The following is a 19,427-nucleotide window of genomic DNA, read 5'->3' as shown; positions in this document are numbered from 1 at the left end:
TGGGTCGTCCAGCTCGGCGGTGACGGCCACCCCGAATTCATCCCACCCGCCTGGCTCGACCCCGACCAACTCCCCCGCCGCAACCACTACCACCGACGAACGTGATCTCCCCGCGTCGATCCGAGTCGAACGAACGCACTGGGGCCGACACATCCACTGAGGTTGGCTAACACGCTGGTGCCGATGAACACGCCGAGCCCAATGGCCGGCTGGGAGCGATGGGCACGTCGAAGGCGCTGAGGCAACGAACGCGCCGTAGGCGGGCTGTGACGGGTGCCGCAGCGCTCGGGGCATCGGTGACGCGTACGTCGGTCCTAGGGTCGGTGTGTGGGCACCTGGGCGGGGATTCACGGCCGCTGGCGGTCTCTGTCGCCGCTGCCGCCGCCGGGTCGGCTGCGTACCCTGTCGCTGGCCACGCTCGCCAACACCGTCGGGACCGGGCTGTGGGTGACCGGTTCGGCGCTCTACCTCACGCGCGTCGTCGGGCTGAGTCCGACGCGGGTCGGGCTGGGGCTCACGCTCGCCGGCCTGGTCGGGCTCACCGCCAGCGTGCCGCTCGGCGGGCTGGCCGACCGGCGTGATCCGCGGAACCTCCGGGCGGTCCTGCAGGTGGCGCAGGCCGGCGTCGCCGTCGCGTACCTGTTGGTCGGCTCGTTTCCGGTCTTCCTGCTGGTGGCCACACTGGACGCGCTGCTGATCTCCGGCAACCTGGCGGTCCGCGCGGCGCTCGTCGCCGCGGTCGGCGGACCGGAGGGCCGGGTGCACGCCTTCGCCACCCTACGGGCGGTGGCCAACCTGGGTGTGGCGCTCGGCGCGGCGCTGGCCGGGTTCGCGCTGGTGGCGGACACCGGGTGGGCGTACCGGCTGCTCGTGGTCGGCAATGCCGCGACCTATCTGGTGTCGGCGGCGCTGATCATGCGACTGCCGGGTTATCCGCCGGTTCGGCGGCTGCGCCGGCCCGGCCCCGGTCGTGCCCTGCGCGATCGACGCTTCCTCGCGGTCGCCGGGGCGTCAGCAGTGCTCTCCCTGCACTGGGTGGCGCTGACACTGCTGCTGCCACTGTGGGTGGTGACCCGCACCGATGCCCCGCCGGTGCTGGTCTCCGTCATGCTGCTGGTCAACACGCTGCTGACAGTGCTGCTCGCGGTGCGGCTGAGCGGCGGCGCCCGGGACGCGCTGCCGGCGGCGGCGACGATGCGCCGGGCCGGGCTGGTGCTCGCGGCCGGGATGCTGCTGTGGGGCGCGACCGGCTTCGTCTCCGGCGCGCTGGCGATCGGCCTGCTGCTGGGCGCGACAGTGATCTACACCCTCGGGGACCTGTGGCACGCCGGGGCCGGGGCGGCGCTGGCCTACGACCTCGCCGCCCCGGACGCCATCGGCGCCTACCAGGGGGTCGACACGCTGCTCGCCGGCCTGGCCCGCGCGGCGGGGCCGGCGGTGCTGACCTGGCTGATCCTCGGCGGTGGCCCGATCGGCTGGCTGGCCCTGGCCGGGCTCCTCGCCGGCACCGGCCTGGCCGGGCCACCGCTGACCCGGTGGGCTCTGACAAACCGCAGCGATCAGCCGATCTCCTCGTCGACGTAGCACCAGCGCCAGGTCTCGCCCGGCTGCACCGACCGGATCACCGGGTGGCTGCTGGACTCGAAGTGCTTCGTCGCGTGCTGGTACGGCGACGAGTCGCAGCAACCGACATGCCCGCAGCTCAGGCAGCCCCGCAGGTGCACCCAGTCGGCGTTGCCGATGGCGACGCAGTCGGGGCACTCCTCGGTGGTGCGCGGCTCGACCGCGCCCGCCTCGGCCAGATGCTGACAGCTCACTTCTCGACCTCCCGCAGCAACGACTCTTCCAGGTCCAGGTCACGATAGGCCCGCACCAACACCTCCTCGGGAATCCGACCGGAGTCCCGGGCAGCCCGGAACACATCCCGCTCGGCGTCGATCATCTCCTGTCGCAGCCGACCGTACGCCTGCGACGGGGTTTCCCGCTCGGTGCCACCGAGCCGTTCCCAGGCCAGGTTGTTGCGATCCTCCAGCGCACGACGCAGCCGGTCCACGACCGCCTCCGGGGCGCTGTCGGCCAGCTTGTCGAGGCGGTCCCGGGCGGCACTGCTGGCCTGCTGCTGCACACCGGCCGCGGACAACGCGTCCTGCACCGGGTCGTCCTGGGGCAGCTTCAACCGGCGGGCGACCATCGGCAGCGTGGCACCCTGGCCGACCAGGGTGACCACGATCACCGCGAAGGCGAGCCAGATGAACAGGGCCCGGGGGTACGCCTCGTCGTCGGCCAGGGTCAGGGGCAGGGCCAGCGCGGCGGCCAGTGTCACCACTCCCCGCATCCCGGCCCACCCGATGATGATCGGGAACTTCGGTGACGGCCTCTCGTCCCGGCGGCGGACCCGGGGAACCAACCGGGCCAGGTAGGTGGCCGGGAAGAGCCAGACGAACCGGGTCAGGAAGACGGTGGCAAGCACCGCGAAGGTGATCAGGATGAGCGAGCCGGCCGGCTCGTCGAGGTCACGCAGCACCTCCCGCAATTGCAGGCCGACCAGCAGGAAGACCAAACCCTCCAGCAGGAAACGGACCAGCCGCCAGAACGCGCCGATCTGCAGGCGGGACGCTGCCGACAGCAGCTGCGGCAGTTTGTGGCCGAGCGCCAGCCCGGTGACCACCACCGCGACCACGCCGGAGGAGTGCACCGCCTCGGCGGCGAACACCACAGCGAACGGGATGATCAACGACAGCGCGTTGTCCAGCAGCGGATCGGTGATCCGCCGGTGCAGGAAGCCGAAGACCACCGCGCCGAGGGCACCGATCAGGATGCCGCCGCCGGTGGCCCGCAGCACCTCGATGGCGATCTTGTCGGCGCCGACCGCCGAGCCGGCGGTGGCCATGGTGGCGACTCGCAGCAGCACCAGCGCGGTGGCGTCGTTGACCAGGCTCTCCCCCTCCAGGATGGTGACCACCCGGCGGGGCAGCCCGACCCGGCGCGCGACGGCGGTGGCGGCCACCGCGTCCGGCGGCGCGACCACCGCGCCGAGGGCCAGGCAGATCGCGAACGGCACCTGCGGCAGCAGCAGGTGCAGCACGAACCCGACCACGAACGCGGTGAACAGCACCAGGCCGACCGCGAGCAGCAGGATCGGCCGGATGTTGTTCTTGAACGCCGGTACCGACGTCTCCAGCGCGGCGACGTAGAGCAGCGGCGGCAGGATGCCGACCAGCACCAGCTCCGGGTCGAGTTCGACGTGCGGGACGCCGGGCACGAAGGAGAGCGCCAGGCCGAGCACGACGAGCACGATCGGCGCGAGCAGGCCGAGCCGGCGGGCCAGCGCGGCACCGAGGGTGGCGATCGCCAGGAACACGACGACCGGAAACAGGCTTTCCATGGGGTACGAGCCTAGGGGTTCCGCCGGTTCGGGCCTCGATCAGCCGGTCGTCCGCAGCTTCGGCAGCACCTCGGTGCCGAACGCGTCGATGAAGCCGCGCTGCTCCTGCCCGACGTGGTGCAGGGCGATCTGGTCGAAGCCCAACTCCACGTACTCCTCCAGCCAGCCGACGTGCCGGCCCAGGTCGGCCGAGATGTTCACCAGGTCGGCGACCCGCTGGGCCGGCACGTCGGCGGAGACCACGTCGAAGTGCTCGACCGTCTCCAGGTCCCAGCAGACCGGCGGCGCGAAGACGTTGCTGCGCCACTGGTCGTACGCGAGAGCCTCGGCCTGCTCCTGCTCCGGCGCCCAGGAGACGTGCACCTGCAGGTGTAGCGGGCCGCGTCCGCCGGCGTCCCGGTACGCGTCGATCATCTCGCGCAGGTGCGCCACCGGGGCGTTCACGGTGATCAGGCCGTCTGCCCACTCGGCGCACCAGCGGGCGGTGGCCACGCTGACGGCCGCGCCGACGAGCGCGGGCGGCTCCTCGGGACGGGTCCACAGCCGGGCGCGGTCCACCCGGACCAGCCCGTCGTGGCTGACCTCCTCGCCGGCCAGCAGCGCCCGGATCACGTCCACGCACTCCCGCAGGCGGGCGGCGCGGACGTCCTTGCGCGGCCACGGGTCGCCGGTGATGTGCTCGTTGCTGGCCTCACCGGTGCCCAGCGCCGCCCAGAACCGGCCCGGGTACATCGCGCCCAGGGTGCCGATCGCCTGCGCGATGATCGCCGGGTGGTACCGCTGACCGGGCGCGTTGACCACGCCGAACGGCAGGCCGGTGGCCTGCAACGCCGCGCCGAGCCAGGACCAGGCGAAGCCGGACTCGCCCTGCCGGGCGCTCCACGGGGAGAAGTGGTCCGAGCACATGGCGGCGTCGAAGCCGGCCCGCTCGGCGTGCGTCACCGCCTCCAACAGGGCGCGCGGACCGATCTGCTCATGCGAGGCGTGGAACCCGAACGACGTCATGGGCGCACTTCCTACCCACGACGGCGCCGACTGATGCGTGCCGTGCCGGGAACTACTCGGCGTGCGCTCCGGCACCGGCCGAGGCGGCACCCTCGCCCACCCAGACCGTCTTGGTGTTGCAGAACTCCCGCATGCCCAGCGCCGACAACTCCCGCCCGTAACCGGAGTTCTTCACACCGCCGAACGGCAACTCCGGGTACGAGGTGGTCATCCCGTTGATGAAGACGTTGCCCGCGTCCAGGTCGGTGGCGAAGCGCTCCTGCTCGGCCGGGTCCCGGGTCCAGGCGTTCGAGCCGAGCCCGAAGCTGGTGCCGTTGGCGACCTCGATCGCCTCTTCGTACGACGACACCCGGAACAGGCCGGCGACCGGGCCGAAGACCTCCTCGGACCACATCCGCATCGTCGGGGTGAGGTCGGTGACCACTGTCGGCGGGTAGAACCAGCCGTCGCCGGCTGGCGGCTCGCCGCCGCAGAGCACCGTCGCACCGTTGTCCACCGCGTCCCGGACCTGGGCGTGCACCTCGTCGCGGCCACGCTCGCTGGCCAGCGGCCCCACGTCGGTGTTCGGGTCCATCGGGTCGCCGACCCGCAGCGCGGCCATGTTCGCGGCGAACTTCTCCGCGAAGGCGTCGAACACGTCGGTGTGCACGATGAACCGCTTCGCGGCGATGCAGGACTGGCCGTTGTTCTGGCAGCGGGCGGTGGTGGCCACCTCGGCGGCCCGGTCCACGTCGGCCGAGGGCATCACCACGAACGGGTCGCTGCCGCCGAGTTCGAGGACCGTCTTCTTCAGCTCCCGGCCGGCGATCTGGGCGATGGACCGGCCGGCGGGCTCACTGCCGGTGAGCGTGGCGGCGCGGACCCGGGGGTCACCGAGGATCGTCTCGACCGCGTCCGAGCCGACGAGCACGGTGGTGAAGGCTCCCTCGGGGAAGCCGGCCCGGCGGAACACGTCCTCCAGCAGCAGCGCGGTCTGCGGCACGTTCGAGGCGTGCTTGAGCAGACCGGTGTTGCCGGCCATCAACGCCGGCGCGGCGAAGCGCATCACCTGCCAGAGCGGGAAGTTCCACGGCATCACCGCGAGCACCACGCCGATCGGCTGGTAGCGGATGAACGCCCGGGTCGCCTTCACGGCGGGCGCGTCGGCCGGCTCGTCGGCGAGGAACCCCGGGGCCCGGTCGGCGTAGAAGCGGGCGGCCGTGGCGCACTTGGTCACCTCGGCCTGCGCCGAGGCGTACGTCTTGCCCATCTCGGTGGTCATGATCCGGGCGATCTCGTCCCGTTCGGCGTCCAGCAGGTCGGCGGCGGCGTTCATCCACCGGGCGCGCTCGTCGACGGTGGTCTCGCGCAGTTGCCGGTACGCGAGGTCGGTGCGCTCGATGGCGGCGTCGAGTTGCTCGGTGGACATCGCCTCATAGGTCTTGAGCACCTGTCCGGTGGCGGGGTTGGTGGTGGCGATGTGGGGCATCTCGTCCTCCTGTCACTCGAACAACGAGTGTCGTACGCCCGGCTCCTCGCGGCGGCGGGCGGCACGGCGGCGCTGGATCACGACCAGGTCGACCACGGCGACCACGGCGAAGATCGCGCAGACCACGCCGAGCCAGACGATGCCGGCGGCGAACGCCAGCACCGCGAAGAGCACCATGATCACCAGCCCGAAGCCGGCGAGGGTGAGGCGAAGGTTCAGTGCGCTGTTCGCGTGGCCGACCGTGCCACGGGCACGCCGGGGCTGCGATCTCGTCATACCCAGGGAGCTACCCGCGATCGGCCCGGTTAACCGGTACGACGCGCTCGCAGGCCGGTGTGCTCCGGCACATCCGATCGCGCCGCGGGCCCGCGACCCGCACGATGGGCGCATGTCAATGACCCTCGCCGTGCCGGTGACCGTCGCCATCGCCCGCCGTGTCGATCCGTCCCGGGCCAGCGAGATGGTGGCCTGGATGCGGGCCGGCACGGCGTTGGCCGAGGCGTTCCCGGGTTTCCTCGGCGCCGGATGGGTGCAGAGCGGCCCCGGCTCGCCGGACTGGCACATGCTCTATCGCTTCGCCGACGCCGAGACGCTGCGCCGGTGGGAGGAGTCGCCACAGCGGCGCTGGTGGCTCAGCTCGGCCCAGGGCATCGTCGAGCACACCCGCGTCGAGCGGCGTACCGGCATCGAGGGCTGGTTCGACCCGCCGCTGGAGCACTCGGTGGACCCGGTCGAACCGGTCGCACCGGCGTCGCCGCCGAGGTGGAAGCAGGCGGTGACCATCTGGTTGGCGTTCTTTCCGCTCAGCCTCAGCGCCACCCTGCTGACAAGTCGTTTCCTCGCCGACGTGCCGTTGGCGGCACGGGTGCTGCTGATGACGCTCTGCCTGACCCCGCTGATGACCTATCTGGTGCTGCCCCGGATCACCCGGGCCCTGCACGGGTGGCTGCACGGACAGCCGGCACGGCGGCGGAATTAAAGCACCTCCGAACGCTGTCACCTACGCTCTGCCGCATACCCGACAGCAACTTCCCGGCACGCCACGTCTGGCGCATAGAGTTACCGCGCTGTCGCTCTGTGCTGCGAAACGCTGTGCTGCGAAACGGGGGATGTCATGCCTCGACGGTGGGTCGCCGCGCTGGCCTGTCTCGCAGCGCTTGTCGCGTTGGCCTGCGAGGGCGGCACCTCCGCGTCACCCCGCCCCACCAAGAGCGGCCCGTCGAGCGGGCCGGGCGGCATCGCCGCGCTCGGCGACTCGATCACCACCGGCTTCGCCTCCTGCCTGGTGCTCACCTCGTGCGAGCGCAACTCCTGGTCCACCGGCGACGGGCTGCGGGTGCAGAGCCACTACCGGCGGCTGCTCGACCAGAATTCGGCGATCCGCGACCGGACGTACAACCACGCCCGCGCCGGCGCCCGCGCGGACGCCCTGGAAGGTCAGGCGCAGGCAGCGGTACGCGACCGCCCCGACTACGTCACGGTGCTCATCGGCGCCAACGACGCCTGCCGCGGCGGGGTGGACGCGATGACGCCGGTGGCGCAGTTCCGGGCCGACGTGGACCGGGGGCTGCGGGTGCTGCGGACCGGCCGCCCGAAGGCCCGGGTGCTGGTGGTGAGCATCCCCGACCTGTACCGGCTCTGGGAGGTCGGGCACGACGACCCACGGGCGGTCCGCGCGTGGCGGCGGGGGGTCTGCCCGGCCCTGCTGGCCGAGGCGACCTCGACGGCGCCCGCCGACCGGGCGCGCCGGGCCGCCGTCCGGGACCGGATCGACGCGTACAACGCCGAGTTGGTCGCGGCCTGCCGGGCGTACGGATCCCGCTGCCGCCACGACGGCGGCGCGGCACACAAGGTCCGCTTCACCCTGGACCTGCTCAACCCGCTGGACTGGTTCCACCCCAACGCCACCGGGCAGAGCCGGCTCGCCGAGGTGACCTGGCGACCCTCCGGTATGGCCGGTTGACCGGCCCGGAGGGAGACCGTCAGGGGTGGCGGGGCCTCGGGAGTGCGGTGCCCCGGGTGCGGTAGAGGGCCCGGGAACGCTGCGCGAGGTCCTTGGTGGCCGACGAGTTGGCCCAGGTGCCGAGCACGATGGCCGCACCTGGGATGACCTTGGCGACGATCCGCTTGGCGGCCCGGACTCCGGCCATCTGGGCCAGCCGGACGCCGAGTTGCAGCATCACCCGACCGAGCGGGCGCTGGCCACCCAGGCCGAAGAGCGCGTCGGCGCGTTCCCGACCGGCGGCCACGCCGAGCGCCAGCCGGGCGCTCTCGGCGACCTTGTGCACGCGCTGCAACACGAGCAGATCAGTGGCCCGGTCGCTGTGCATCGGGTCGACGTCGTACGCGGCGGCGATGTGCAACACCATGCGTGCCTGGGTCCAGGCCAGAACGCCCACGTCGATCACGGCGCCGGGCAGCCCGGCCGCGCCGGAGACCGCACCGGACAGCCGGGCCAGGTTGACGAACTTGCGCGTCGCCTGGTCGGCCAGGGCGTCGGCCGAGACACCGGGCTGCTCGGCCCGGGCCCGGTCGGCCCACTGCTCGGCTTCCGGCCCGAGTCGGCGCACCGCCTCCAGGGCAAGGTGCTCCGGAGCGTACTGGGGGTCGTCGCGCATCCGGTCCCACAGCCGGGCCGGCGGACCCTCGGGGGCGTCCGCCGACCCGACCGGCAGGTCGACGGACGGTTGGGGAGTAGGGGCGGCGGGCTGGCCGCCGACGGGCGGGGTGTCGGTCACCGGGTCTCCCCTGGGATGGGAATGGCGGACAGGGCGGCCGATGGAGCGGTCAGCGGCGGCGGTTGGACAGCTTGGCCGCCAGACCCTTGAGCTTCTGCTGGTTGGCGGGCTTGGCCATCTCTCGACGACCCCGCTCCACCATCTGCTGCCCCTTCGGCGATCTCAGGAACGTGGTGATCCGCTGCATCAGTGACATGGCGTCCTCCTGTCGATGGTCCCTCAGTCATGTGTACCCCGAACCCGCAACACATGTACCCGGGATGCGACAGCCTCAACCCTGACCGTCCACAGTGGGCGGTAGACTACCGCCCCGGCACGATGGCGTCGACGACCCGGGTGGCCCGCCACTCGTGCTGCTGGTAGTACTCGGGGTACGCGGAGACCTGCACGGCCTGGGCGGCGTCGGTGAGCCGCATCCGCTCCCAGCCGGGCACCTGCTCCAGCGCGCCGAGGAACTGCCGGGTGGCGAACTCCGGGTCCATCAGCCGACCCACCGGGCCCCAGCCGCTGCTGGACCGCTGCTGGAACAACCCGACCGAGTCGTGGTCCCAGCCGACGCCCTGGTGTGGGTAGTCCTGCGACTCGGGCAGCACCCCGCTGGCCACGTTGTAGAGGTTGCTCTCCTGCATGGCGGTGGCGACCGCGATCACCAGCCCCCGGCGGGGCACCCCCATCTTGCGGCCGGCGCGCACGATCGCCTCGGCGTTCTCCATCTGGTCCTCGTCCAGCCCGGCGACGGGCGCCAGCCTGGTCGGGCGGGCCGGGGCGGCCTTGCGAGCCGGCGCGGTGGTGTCCGGGTCGGCGGGAGTCGCCGTGGCGGACGCGGCGGGGGTCGTCGGGGCGGCGGTGCGATCGAGGCCACGGGAGGCGCGCTGCTGCTCGGCGCGTTGCGCCAGTTCCGCGCCGGAGATCGCGTCGCGGCGGGTGGCGGCACCCGCGGTCTCGTCCCGAACCTGCGCGACGGCGGCCAGGCCGAGGCAGCAGACCACACCGGTCGCCAGCGCCACCTGCGCCCGGCGTCGACCGGCCAGGTCCCGGGTGTACGCCCGGAGGCGACTCGCGGCGGTTGTCCGTTCGGTTGAGGTGCCATCCTCCGTATCGGCAGTGGGGCTGCTCGGGGCGTACGGGTCGTCGAGGGTGCCGTCGTCACGCATCAGCCGAGGCTAGGCAGAGGGAACCCCCGATTACGCACGGTGATCACGTGGCGATCACCACACCTCGGGGTCGTACTGGTGGACGACCCGGGCGGGTCGACCCGCCCGGGGAACGTTCCTCGCGTACCGGATGAAGCCGGCGCCACACGCAGGCCGGCACGGCCGGTGCCAGGCCCGGACATCCGACCCCCGGGGCTGACATGATCGACAAACTCGGCCTTTGGGCCGAACGACCCCTCGGCCGATCAGCCGACCCATACCCGCCTGGCGGCGTAATCGGGCGATTAGTCCGGTCATGCCCAACCGCCGGGCGACGGATCGCCCGGCGCAGGAATGCACCAGGATGGCGGGTACGTTGCCCGAACGGGTGCCCTCCGTCGCGTGGGCACCCCGCAGGCACATTTCAGGGAGGTCCGCACCGGTGCTCGACCCACATGAGCTCTACCAGCTCACCGACGATCTGCCCGACCTCGGGCAACCGGTCCTGATCCAGGCCCTCACCGGGTTCGTGGACGCCGGCAACGCCAGCCGGCTGGCGCGTGAGCAGCTGCTCACCTCGCTGGAGGGTCGGCCCATCGCCACGTTCGACGTCGACCAGCTCTTCGACTACCGGTCGCGACGACCGGTGATGACCTTCGTCGAGGACCACTGGGAGAGCGTCGACGCGCCCAAGCTGGAGCTGCACCTGCTGCACGACGACGACGAAACCCCGTTCCTGCTGCTCACCGGCCCCGAGCCGGACCTGCAGTGGGAGCGGTTCGTCGCCGCCGTCGCCGGGCTGGCCGCCCGTCTGGACGTCCGGCTCACCGTGGGGCTCAACTCGATCCCGATGGCCGTGCCGCACACCCGACCGACCGGGGTGACCGCACACGCCACCCGCCCCGAGCTGATCGCCGGCTACGAGCCCTGGCTGCAACGCGTCCAGGTGCCCGGCAGCGTCGGCCACCTGCTGGAGTTCCGCCTCGGCGAGCAGGGCCGCGACGCGCTGGGCTTCGCCGCCCACGTGCCGCACTACGTGGCGCAGACCGAGTATCCGGCCGCCGCCGAGGTGCTGCTCACCTCCGTGTCGCGCAGCACCGGGCTGCTGCTGCCCGGCGACGGGCTGCGCTCGGCCGCCGAGGTGGTCCGGGTGGAGATCGACCGCCAGGTCGCGCAGACCGAGGACGCCGCCGCCCTGGTCCAGGCCCTGGAGGAGCAGTACGACGCGTTCGCCCGGGGTCGGGGCGAGAAGAACCTGCTCGCCCCGGACGCCGGGCCGCTACCCACGGCCGACGAACTCGGCGCGGAACTGGAACGGTTCCTGGCCGAACAGACCCGTCCCGGCGACACCCCGGGCAGCTGACCCGGCGCGCCGGGGGCGGATGCGGCAGGCTGGGGGCATGCGCCTGGCGACCTGGAACGTCAACTCGGTGAAGGCCCGCCTCCCCCGGCTGCTGCAGTGGCTGGCCGACACCGGGCCGGACGTCGTCTGCCTGCAGGAGACCAAGTGCCCCGACGGCGCCTTCCCGGTGACCGAGGTGGGCGAGCTGGGCTACACCGTGGCCAGCCACAGCGACGGCCGGTGGAACGGGGTCGCCATCCTGTCCCGGGTCGGGCTGGCCGACGTCCGGGTCGGGTTCGCCGGTGAGCCCGGCTTTCCCGACCCGGAGGCCCGCGCCATCTCCGCCACCTGCGACGGGGTCCGGGTCTGGTCGGTGTACGTGCCGAACGGCCGCACGCCCGACGACCCGCACTACGCGTACAAGCTGGCCTGGTTCGCGGCGCTGCGCGACGCGGTGGAGGCCGAGCTGTCCGGTGGGCTCCCGCTGGCCGTCTGCGGCGACTTCAACGTCGCCCCGACCGACGCCGACGTCTGGGACCCGGCGGTGTTCACCCACTCCACCCACGTCACCCCGGCCGAGCGGGCGGCCCTCGCGGCACTGCGCGACCTGGGCCTCGTCGACGTGGTGCCGACCCCGATGAAGGGGCCGCACCCCTTCACCTACTGGGACTACCGGGCCGGGATGTTCCACCAGAACAAGGGCATGAGAATCGACCTGGTGTACGCGTCCGCGCCGCTCGCCCGCGCGGTCGGTTCGGCGTACGTCGACCGGGAGGCCCGCAAGGGCAAGGGCCCCTCCGACCACGCCCCGATCGTCGTCGACGCGGAGCTGGTGCCCGCGGTCGAGGGGTTCTGAGTGGCTAGGGTGGACAGATGGCAGTCGTGAAGATCAACGCAATCGAGGTTCCGCCCGGCGGTGGCGCGGAGTTGGAGAAGCGGTTCGCCGCCCGAGCCGGCGCGGTGGAGAACTCCCCCGGCTTCCTCGGCTTCGAGTTGCTCCGGCCGGTGGCCGGTGAGACCCGCTACTTCGTCTACACGAGGTGGGAGACCGAGGAGGCGTACCAGGCCTGGGCCGCCGGCCCGTCGCGGGCCGCCCACGCCGCCGCACCCGGCGAGAAGCCACGCCCCCCGGTCGCCACCGGCGCCAGCCTGCTGGAGTTCGAGGTGGCCCTACACGTCCCCCAGCCCTGACCGTCACCCCAGGCCCTGACCGGCCGGCCGGATCACGCGCGGATCCTCCGCCGGAGCGAACCCGGGGCCGGAGGCGGTCTGCGCTGATAGCGTCGTAGCGCGTCGACCGGATCGCTCCGGCCGCCCGGGCAGCCCGACAGCGGCGACCGTAGGTCGCGCTGCCCGCGGCACGCCGTCGGCACCGGCGAGTCCAGGCAGTCACGGGGGATCGCGGCCATGTTCGACGGGTTCGAGGAATTCGACATCGCCACGTCCGGAGCGACGATCCACGGCCGCCGGGGCGGGAGCGGGCCGCCGGTCCTGCTCCTGCACGGCATTCCCGAGACGCACCTCATGTGGCACCGGGTCGCGCCGCGGCTCGCCGAGACGTACACCGTCGTCGCCACCGACCTGCGGGGGTGGGGCGACAGCGGCAAACCGCCGAGCACCGCGGATCACGAGCCGTACAGCATGCGCGCCATCGCCCGCGACCAGGTCGAGGTGATGCGGAGTCTGGGGTACGAGCGGTTCCGGCTCGTCGGCCACGATCGCGGAGCCCGCTGCGCGTACCGTCTCGCGCTGGACGAACCAGACGCCGTCACCCGGCTCGCCGTCCTGGACGTCGTGCCCATCGGCGACGTCTACAACCGCGCCGACAGGACGTTCAGCCTCTCCTACTGGGTCTGGTCCTTCCTGGCCGCACCATTCCCGGTGCCGGAACGCTTCGTCGACGCGGCGCCCGCCGTACTCGTCGACTTCATGCTCGACACCTGGCCCGAGGTGAAGGATGCCTTCCCACCCGAGGTACGCGCGGCGTACGTCAGGCAGTTCAGCGATCCCGCCACGGTCCACGCCATCTGTGAGGAGTTCCGCGCGGCCGCGACGCTGGACTACCAGCAGGACGAGGCGGATCGCGGCACCCGGAAGATCGGCTGCCCGGTCCTGTTCCTGTGGAGCCAACGAGGTCAGGTCGCGAAGCTCTACGACGATCCGCTCGCGATCTGGCGGGAGTGGGCCGACGACGTACGCGGCGAGCCGGTCGGAGTGGGGCACTTCATCCCGGAAGAGGCCCCGGACGAGACGACTCGCCAACTCCTCGCCTTCCTGAGCTGACGCCGGGTCGACCTGCGCGCGCCGCGCGGGTCAGGGCTTGCGGGACGACTGGAGGGTGGCGAAGGCGATCACGTTGTCGGCGTAACCGGTGCGGCCTCCGATGAACTGACCGCCGCAGGTGATCAACCGCAGCCCGGCGGGGCCGTCGTCGCCGTAGATGCGCTCGGCGGGCAGCCGGTCCTTCGGGAAGTGCTCCACGGTGTCGACCTTGAAGATCACCGTGGACCGGTCCGCCCGGGCCACCTCGATGAGGTCGCCCGGCTTCAGCTTGCCCAGGTCGTAGAAGACCGAGGGTCCGCTCTTGGTGTCCACGTGCCCGACGATCACCGCCGGGCCGGGCTCGCCGGGCGTGGGACCACGGTCGTACCAGCCGGTCTCGTTGTGCCGCTCCAGCGGCGGTACGGCGATCGAGCCGTCCCGGGCCTGCCCGACGGGTGCCACCGGCGCGGCCACCTTGATGGCGGGCACGGTGAGGCGCACGGGGCGGCTGGCCGACAACCCGACCGACTCGCTGCGCGCCGGTCGGTCCCCGCCGGCCGGGGCCCAGTCGAACGGGCCGACCGAGCGGCCCAGCCCCGCCCCGGTGGCGAAGACCCCCGCCAGCACCAGCACCACGGCCAGCGGCACCGACCAGGGGCTGCGGCCGGTCGGCCGGCTCCGCCGAGGCGCCACGGCGGTCGGCGGGCGAGCGGCGACCACCGGTCGATCGGAGCCCACCGCACGATCGTCCACCGCCGGGCGGGCAACCACCTCCCGGCGATCCGAGCCCAGCCCACGATCGTCCATCGGCGGGCGGGCACCGGCCGGAGGCGACGAGCCAGAAGCGCCCGGCTGGCGGGGACCGGGCGGCGGCGGTGGGTGGAAGATCTCCATGACGGGCTCAGCGACGCGCGACGCCACGGACCGGATGTGGCCGGCGTAGCGCCACGATGGCGAGGATCAACCCGGTGATGGTCAGCGCCGCGCCGCCGGGCAGCAGCAGCTTGCCGGTCATTCCGTCGGCACCGCCACCGAAGCCGGTGGCCGGACCACGACTGGGATGGGCCGGGACCTTCTTGACCACCTGGAGCATGGTCGAGGCGGTCTCACCATCGCGGCACTCGAGCTTGACCCGGTAGTTGCCGGGGCGCGTACGCTCGCGGACCATCGGCGCGGCGGTGAGCACGCCACCCTGCGGCTGTACGCCGACCGCGCCGAAGGCGTCGGAGACGACTGTGGCGCCCACCGAGTTGTCCTGACAACTGGCCCGGATCCCGACCAGGTAGCCGGGCTGCACCGTGCTGGGGCTCACCTCGACGAAAACGTCTATCGGCGCCGGTTGGGGCGCGCCACCCGGTGGGCCTCCGGGCTGCGGCGCGGGAGCCGCCAGCACCGAGGCGACAGGCGGGGAGGCGGCGAACGCCGAGGTGACAGGCGCGGGAGCCGCGAACGCGGGAGGGGAGGCGAGCAGGGGGCCGGCGAGCACGGTCAGCACCGACAGGGTAACGCCGCCACGGGTCACTGTCACGATGCCCCCTCTCGACGCCGCACGGCCGAGTCGGGCAGTGGAGTCCCCGACCTGCCGTACCAGTTGGATCCTCTCATTTCCGGTCGCACATCACATCCGATTCGTCGGCGGCGTCGCGTACTCTCGGATCGCTGTGACCGCCACCGAGCACGACCCCGCCGCCCCGCCCGTGAGCCGGATGATCCGCACGTTCCACCCCCGTCGAGGTCGGATGAGCGACCGGCAGACCGACGCGTTGGGCCGCCTCTGGCCCGCGTACGGCCTGGATGTGCCGGACGGACCGGTTGTGCCCGTCGACCTGGCCGACCTGTTCGGTCGCCGGGCGCCGGTGGTGTTGGAAATCGGCTCTGGCATGGGCGACAGCACCGCCGCGATGGCTGCCGCCGACCCGGACCGAGATTATCTGGCGGTCGAGGTGCACACGCCGGGAATCGCCAACCTGCTCGACCTGGTGGACCGGCACGGCCTGCGGAACGTGCGGGTAGCCCAGGGCGACGCGTTGTCCCTGGTCAACGGCCTGCCCGAGGGCGTGCTGGATGCCGTGCACGTCTTCTTCCCTGACCCGTGGCCGAAGGCCCGCCACCACAAGCGGCGGATCATCCAGCCGACGCACGTGGCGCTGCTGCGGTCCCGACTGCGGCCCGGCGGGACGCTGCACTGCGCGACGGACTGGGCCGAATATGCCGAGGCGATGCGGACCACCCTGGAGGCGGACCCGGAGTTGGTGGACGCGTACGGCGGCTTCGCGCCGCGTCCGGCGCACCGCCCGGTGACGAAGTTCGAACGGCGCGCGATCACCGCCGGCCGGCCCGTCGCGGACCTGCTGTACCGCCGCCGGTGACCGCCGGCACACCCGGCCAGAAGGCCGACGGGGCGCTACACACACCCGGCCAGGAGCCCGGCGGGGGCCGGGTTGGCGCGCGGGGGCATGGTGCAGGCACCATGGACAGGCTATGACGCTCACCGCCGCGCTGCCGACAAGCGCCGACCCCGACACCCTCTTCGACGCGTTCGCCGGCTGGGCGAAGGAGCGCGGCCTCGACCTCTACCCCCATCAGGAGGAGGCGGTCATCGAGATCGTCTCCGGCGCCAACCTGATCATGAACACGCCCACCGGCTCGGGCAAGAGCCTGGTGGCGATCGCGGCGCACTTCGCCGCCCTCGCCGACAGCCGGACGACCTTCTACACCGCGCCGATCAAGGCGTTGGTGTCGGAGAAGTTCTTCGCCCTGTGCGAGGTCTTCGGCGCCGAGAACGTCGGCATGCTCACCGGTGACGCCAGCGTCAACGCCGATGCCCCGATCATCTGCTGCACCGCGGAGATCCTGGCCAACCTGGCGCTGCGCGAGGGCACGAAGGCCGACGTCGGCCAGGTGATCATGGATGAGTTCCACTTCTACGCCGAGCCCGACCGGGGCTGGGCGTGGCAGGTGCCGATCATCGAGCTGCCGCAGGCCCAGTTCATCCTGATGTCCGCCACCCTCGGCGACACCACCCGGTTCGTGGACGACCTGACCCGCCGTACCGGACGGGCGACCGCCGTCGTGCGCACGGCGGAGCGGCCGGTCCCGCTGATCTTCTCGTACGCCATGACGCCGCTGCACGAGACCCTGGAAGAGCTGCTGGAGACCAAGCAGGCCCCGGTGTACGTCGTGCACTTCACCCAGGCCGCTGCGCTGGAACGTGCCCAGGCGTTGATGAGCGTCAACGTCTGCTCCCGCGCCGAGAAGGACATGATCGCCCAGGCGATCGGTGGTTTCCGGTTCACCTCCGGCTTCGGCAAGACGCTGTCCCGGCTGGTCCGGCACGGCATCGGCGTGCACCACGCGGGCATGCTGCCCAAGTACCGCCGCCTGGTGGAGACCCTCGCCCAGGCCGGCCTGCTCAAGGTCATCTGCGGCACCGACACGCTCGGCGTCGGCATCAACGTGCCGATCCGCACGGTGCTGTTCACCGGCCTGTCCAAGTACGACGGGGTCCGTACCCGGCTGCTCAAGAACCGGGAGTTCCACCAGATCGCCGGGCGGGCCGGCCGGGCCGGCTACGACACCATCGGCCGGGTCGTGGTGCAGGCACCCGAGCACGTCATCGACAACGAGAAGGCCCTCGCGAAGGCCGGCGACGATCCGAAGAAGCGGCGCAAGGTGGTCCGCAAGAAGCCGCCGGAGGGCTCGATCGGCTGGGGCCAGCCCACCTTCGACCGGCTTGTCGACGCCGAGCCGGAGCCGCTGACCTCCAGCTTCCAGGTCAGCCACTCGATGCTGCTCAACGTCATCGGTCGACCCGGGGACGCGTTCACCGCGATGCGGCACCTGCTCACCGACAACCACGAGGAGCCCGCCGCCCAGCGCCGGCACATCCGCCGGGCGATCGCCATCTACCGGGCGCTGCGCGCCGGCGGGGTCGTCGAGGAGCTGCCCGAGCCGGACGAGACCGGCCGGCGGATCCGGCTCACCGTCGACCTCCAGCTCGACTTCGCGCTCAACCAGCCGCTCTCACCCCTGGCCCTGGCCACCATCGAGCTGCTCGACGCCGAATCCCCGTCGTACGCCCTCGACGTGCTGAGCGTGATCGAGTCGATCCTCGACGACCCCCGGCAGATCCTGTCCGCGCAGCAGTTCAAGGCGCGCGGCGAGGCGGTCGCCGCGATGAAGGCCGAGGGCATCGAGTACGAGGCGCGCCTCGAACTGCTCGACGAGGTGACCCACCCGAAGCCCCTCGCCGAGTTGCTGGAGGCCGCGTACGAGATGTACCGGCAGGGCCACCCCTGGGTCGCCGACCACCAACTCTCCCCCAAGGCCGTGGTCCGCGACATGTACGAGCGGGCGATGACCTTCACCGAGTACGTGCAGTTCTACGGGCTGACCCGCTCGGAGGGCCTCGTCCTGCGCTATCTGGCCGACGCGTACAAGACGCTGCGCCAGACCGTGCCCGAGGACGCCAAGACCGAGGAGCTGATCGACCTCATCGAGTGGCTGGGTGAGCTGGTCCGCCAGGTCGACTCCAGCCTCATCGACGAGTGGGAGCGGCTGCGCAACCCGTCCGACGTGGCCGAGGTGGCCCAGGCGCACGCCGCCCTGACCGACCGGCCGCCCGCGGTGACCCGCAACGCGCGGGCGTTCCGGGTGCTGGTGCGCAACGCGCTGTTCCGCCGGGTCGAGCTGGCCGCGCTACGCCGCTGGGATCTGCTCGCCGAGTTGGACGCCGGCGACGGCTGGGACTACGACGCGTGGGCCGACGCGCTCGCGCCGTACTTCGAGGAGTACGACTCGATCGGCGTCGGGCCGGACGCCCGAGGGCCGGCGTTGCTGATGATCGAGCAGGGTCGGGAGCGGTGGACCGTCCGGCAGAGCTTCGACGACCCCAACGGCGACCACGACTGGGGCATCAGCGCCGAGATCGACCTGGTGGCCTCCGACGAGGTCGGCGCGGCGGTCGTCCGGATCACCGACGTCGGCCAGCTCTAGCGATCATCTCGACCAGGGGGTCGCCGGTACGCCGGCGGCTCCCCTTGTCGTGTCTTCCAGTCCGTTCCGAGCAAGGGTGGCCGGCGGCTGACCCGGCAGCAGGGGGTGCGGGCATTCCGGGGCCGATCCGTCCGGATCTGGTTGGCCATTCGTGCAGCGGACCGTTCCCACCAGGATCTGCCCGTTCAGCGGGCGTCGGCGAAGTGGACGCTGCGGGCGGTCGGTTCCCAGGCCAGGAACTCGACGCGGGCTTGCTCCAGGCTGGCCGAGATCGCGTCTGCCGCATCGTTGCCGAGGACCAGCCGCAGCGGGGTCGCGTCCGCGTCGAGTGCGGCGAGGATGGCGGTGGCGGCCTTGGCGGGGTCGCCGGGCTGCCGGCCGTCGGCCGCGTCGAGGTTCGCCGCGACCGCCCCCACGCTGTCGGCGTACGCGTCGATCGCAGGAGCGCGCAGCATGGCCCCGGCGGCGTTGAGGTTCGTCCGGAAGGCTCCCGGCTCGACGATCAGTACCTTGATCCCGAACGGAGCCACCTCGGCCGCCAGTGCCTCGGAGAGTCCCTCCAGAGCGAACTTGGTCGCCGAGTAGGCGGAGACCCCGGCGAAGGACATCCGCCCGCCCATGCTGCTGAGCTGCACGATGGCGCCCGAACCCCGCCGGCGCATGTGCGGCAGCACCTCCCGGGTCAGGGCCGCGGGACCGAAGAAGTGCAGGTCCATCAGGTCACGTAGCTGCCGGTCGGTGGTCGCCTCGACCGCGCCGACCAGAGCGCGGCCGGCGTTGTTGACCAGGACGTCGATCCGGCCGTACCAGAGGATGACCTGCGCGACCACCGCGGTGATCCGGGCCGCGTCCGTGACGTCGAGTTCGACCAGGCATAACCGGTCGGGGTGGGCCGCGGCCAGGTCCTGGAGCGTCTGCGGGCGGCGAGCGGTTGCCACGACGGTGTCACCGGCACGCAGCGCTGCCTCGGCGATCGTCCGGCCGAAGCCGGAGGAGGCCCCGGTGATCAGCCAGATCCGGCCGGTCGGCGGGCGGGTGGACGGGGTTTCGGTGGACATCTCGGCCTCCAGTGGCGCGATGAGCTGACCACAGTGTGGCC

Annotated in this window: 20 protein-coding genes and 1 pseudogene; 10 read left to right on the top strand and 11 right to left on the bottom strand. The window is 72.2% G+C overall.

Annotation, left to right across the window (positions count from 1 at the left end; all coding sequences use genetic code 11):
- A pseudogene (locus AB0B57_RS30860) lies at positions 1-105 on the top strand (HNH endonuclease); the annotation flags it as partial.
- A 222-nt stretch (positions 106-327) separates the two neighbouring features.
- Complete coding sequence (locus AB0B57_RS30855; RefSeq protein ID WP_357077710.1) at positions 328-1,584, top strand: MFS transporter; 1,257 nt, start codon at positions 328-330, stop codon at positions 1,582-1,584.
- On the opposite strand, the gene AB0B57_RS30850 is transcribed toward AB0B57_RS30855, so the two are convergent.
- Genes AB0B57_RS30850 through AB0B57_RS30830 form a run of 5 tightly spaced genes read right to left on the bottom strand, consistent with a single transcriptional unit; the run spans position 1,560 to position 6,134 of the window.
- Positions 1,560-1,817 (bottom strand): UBP-type zinc finger domain-containing protein, encoded by a 258-nt coding sequence (locus AB0B57_RS30850; protein ID WP_357077707.1) that lies wholly within the window; start codon positions 1,815-1,817, stop codon positions 1,560-1,562. The genes AB0B57_RS30855 and AB0B57_RS30850 overlap by 25 nt on opposite strands.
- Entirely contained in the window at positions 1,814-3,385 is a 1,572-nt protein-coding gene (locus AB0B57_RS30845) for a Na+/H+ antiporter (RefSeq protein ID WP_357077704.1), read from the bottom strand. Before AB0B57_RS30845 ends, AB0B57_RS30850 begins: the two co-directional genes overlap by 4 nt.
- Positions 3,386-3,424: 39 nt before the next feature.
- Positions 3,425-4,390, bottom strand: coding sequence for a TIGR03885 family FMN-dependent LLM class oxidoreductase (locus AB0B57_RS30840; protein ID WP_357077701.1), 966 nt, complete (start codon positions 4,388-4,390; stop codon positions 3,425-3,427).
- Between the two features lie 52 nt (positions 4,391-4,442).
- Entirely contained in the window at positions 4,443-5,858 is a 1,416-nt protein-coding gene (locus tag AB0B57_RS30835) for an NADP-dependent succinic semialdehyde dehydrogenase (protein ID WP_357077697.1), read from the bottom strand.
- Positions 5,859-5,870: 12 nt separating this feature from the next.
- On the bottom strand, positions 5,871-6,134 hold the full coding sequence (locus tag AB0B57_RS30830) for a DUF6343 family protein (protein WP_357077694.1): 264 nt from the start codon (positions 6,132-6,134) through the stop codon (positions 5,871-5,873).
- A 112-nt stretch (positions 6,135-6,246) separates the two neighbouring features.
- On the opposite strand from AB0B57_RS30830, the gene AB0B57_RS30825 reads away from it, so the two are divergent.
- Entirely contained in the window at positions 6,247-6,837 is a 591-nt protein-coding gene (locus tag AB0B57_RS30825; RefSeq protein ID WP_357077691.1) for an antibiotic biosynthesis monooxygenase, read from the top strand.
- A gap of 135 nt (positions 6,838-6,972) precedes the next feature.
- Entirely contained in the window at positions 6,973-7,821 is an 849-nt protein-coding gene (locus AB0B57_RS30820) for a GDSL-type esterase/lipase family protein (protein WP_357077688.1), read from the top strand.
- A 19-nt stretch (positions 7,822-7,840) separates the two neighbouring features.
- On the opposite strand, the gene AB0B57_RS30815 is transcribed toward AB0B57_RS30820, so the two are convergent.
- From AB0B57_RS30815 to AB0B57_RS30805, 3 genes are all read right to left on the bottom strand, one after another.
- Positions 7,841-8,596 (bottom strand): EcsC family protein, encoded by a 756-nt coding sequence (locus AB0B57_RS30815; protein WP_357077683.1) that lies wholly within the window; start codon positions 8,594-8,596, stop codon positions 7,841-7,843.
- 49 nt (positions 8,597-8,645) lie between these two features.
- Positions 8,646-8,792, bottom strand: a complete 147-nt coding sequence (locus AB0B57_RS30810; protein ID WP_357077681.1) for a hypothetical protein — start codon at positions 8,790-8,792, stop codon at positions 8,646-8,648.
- A 106-nt stretch (positions 8,793-8,898) separates the two neighbouring features.
- Positions 8,899-9,750 carry a peptidase M23 gene (locus AB0B57_RS30805; RefSeq protein WP_357077679.1) on the bottom strand — a complete coding sequence of 284 codons (852 nt, stop codon included), beginning with the start codon at positions 9,748-9,750 and terminating at the stop codon, positions 8,899-8,901.
- Between the two features lie 421 nt (positions 9,751-10,171).
- Between AB0B57_RS30805 and AB0B57_RS30800 the strand changes: the two genes are divergently transcribed.
- From AB0B57_RS30800 to AB0B57_RS30785, 4 genes are all read left to right on the top strand, one after another.
- Entirely contained in the window at positions 10,172-11,092 is a 921-nt protein-coding gene (locus tag AB0B57_RS30800; RefSeq protein WP_357077675.1) for a PAC2 family protein, read from the top strand.
- 37 nt (positions 11,093-11,129) lie between these two features.
- The gene (locus AB0B57_RS30795; RefSeq protein WP_357077672.1) at positions 11,130-11,927 is read left to right on the top strand and encodes an exodeoxyribonuclease III; all 798 of its coding nucleotides are present in this window, start codon (positions 11,130-11,132) and stop codon (positions 11,925-11,927) included.
- Positions 11,928-11,944: 17 nt separating this feature from the next.
- A complete protein-coding gene (locus AB0B57_RS30790) occupies positions 11,945-12,262 on the top strand; it encodes an antibiotic biosynthesis monooxygenase (protein WP_088947279.1) in 318 nt (105 codons plus the stop codon).
- A gap of 216 nt (positions 12,263-12,478) precedes the next feature.
- Complete coding sequence (locus AB0B57_RS30785; protein ID WP_357077668.1) at positions 12,479-13,354, top strand: alpha/beta hydrolase; 876 nt, start codon at positions 12,479-12,481, stop codon at positions 13,352-13,354.
- A 30-nt stretch (positions 13,355-13,384) separates the two neighbouring features.
- Here AB0B57_RS30785 and AB0B57_RS30780 read toward each other — a convergent pair whose 3' ends face one another.
- Both AB0B57_RS30780 and AB0B57_RS30775 read right to left on the bottom strand, forming a co-directional pair.
- Entirely contained in the window at positions 13,385-14,026 is a 642-nt protein-coding gene (locus tag AB0B57_RS30780; protein ID WP_357077721.1) for a class F sortase, read from the bottom strand.
- 208 nt (positions 14,027-14,234) lie between these two features.
- Positions 14,235-14,864, bottom strand: a complete 630-nt coding sequence (locus tag AB0B57_RS30775; RefSeq protein WP_357077718.1) for a hypothetical protein — start codon at positions 14,862-14,864, stop codon at positions 14,235-14,237.
- A 130-nt stretch (positions 14,865-14,994) separates the two neighbouring features.
- Between AB0B57_RS30775 and trmB the strand changes: the two genes are divergently transcribed.
- Both trmB and AB0B57_RS30765 read left to right on the top strand, forming a co-directional pair.
- Complete coding sequence (gene trmB, locus AB0B57_RS30770) at positions 14,995-15,702, top strand: tRNA (guanosine(46)-N7)-methyltransferase TrmB (protein WP_357077665.1); 708 nt, start codon at positions 14,995-14,997, stop codon at positions 15,700-15,702.
- 112 nt (positions 15,703-15,814) lie between these two features.
- On the top strand, positions 15,815-18,328 hold the full coding sequence (locus AB0B57_RS30765) for a DUF3516 domain-containing protein (protein WP_357077661.1): 2,514 nt from the start codon (positions 15,815-15,817) through the stop codon (positions 18,326-18,328).
- A gap of 185 nt (positions 18,329-18,513) precedes the next feature.
- Here AB0B57_RS30765 and AB0B57_RS30760 read toward each other — a convergent pair whose 3' ends face one another.
- A complete protein-coding gene (locus tag AB0B57_RS30760; protein WP_357077658.1) occupies positions 18,514-19,386 on the bottom strand; it encodes an oxidoreductase in 873 nt (290 codons plus the stop codon).
- Between the last annotated feature and the right edge of the window lie 41 nt (positions 19,387-19,427).

The organism is Micromonospora sp. NPDC049101 (genome assembly GCF_040648675.1).
Taxonomy (GTDB): domain Bacteria; phylum Actinomycetota; class Actinomycetes; order Mycobacteriales; family Micromonosporaceae; genus Micromonospora.
This window is presented reverse-complemented; position numbering and strand designations above follow the sequence as displayed.

Bases quoted from the DNA above. Each gene is read 5' to 3' on its own strand.
- AB0B57_RS30845 (WP_357077704.1), bottom strand. From the start codon at position 3,385: ATGGAAAGCCTGTTTCCGGTCGTCGTGTTCCTGGCGATCGCCACCCTC.
- AB0B57_RS30840 (WP_357077701.1), bottom strand. From the start codon at position 4,390: ATGACGTCGTTCGGGTTCCACGCCTCGCATGAGCAGATCGGTCCGCGC.
- AB0B57_RS30835 (WP_357077697.1), bottom strand. From the start codon at position 5,858: ATGCCCCACATCGCCACCACCAACCCCGCCACCGGACAGGTGCTCAAG.
- AB0B57_RS30830 (WP_357077694.1), bottom strand. From the start codon at position 6,134: ATGACGAGATCGCAGCCCCGGCGTGCCCGTGGCACGGTCGGCCACGCG.
- AB0B57_RS30825 (WP_357077691.1), top strand. From the start codon at position 6,247: ATGTCAATGACCCTCGCCGTGCCGGTGACCGTCGCCATCGCCCGCCGT.
- AB0B57_RS30820 (WP_357077688.1), top strand. From the start codon at position 6,973: ATGCCTCGACGGTGGGTCGCCGCGCTGGCCTGTCTCGCAGCGCTTGTC.
- AB0B57_RS30810 (WP_357077681.1), bottom strand. From the start codon at position 8,792: ATGTCACTGATGCAGCGGATCACCACGTTCCTGAGATCGCCGAAGGGG.
- AB0B57_RS30805 (WP_357077679.1), bottom strand. From the start codon at position 9,750: ATGCGTGACGACGGCACCCTCGACGACCCGTACGCCCCGAGCAGCCCC.
- AB0B57_RS30795 (WP_357077672.1), top strand. From the start codon at position 11,130: ATGCGCCTGGCGACCTGGAACGTCAACTCGGTGAAGGCCCGCCTCCCC.
- AB0B57_RS30790 (WP_088947279.1), top strand. From the start codon at position 11,945: ATGGCAGTCGTGAAGATCAACGCAATCGAGGTTCCGCCCGGCGGTGGC.
- AB0B57_RS30785 (WP_357077668.1), top strand. From the start codon at position 12,479: ATGTTCGACGGGTTCGAGGAATTCGACATCGCCACGTCCGGAGCGACG.
- AB0B57_RS30765 (WP_357077661.1), top strand. From the start codon at position 15,815: ATGACGCTCACCGCCGCGCTGCCGACAAGCGCCGACCCCGACACCCTC.
- AB0B57_RS30760 (WP_357077658.1), bottom strand. From the start codon at position 19,386: ATGTCCACCGAAACCCCGTCCACCCGCCCGCCGACCGGCCGGATCTGG.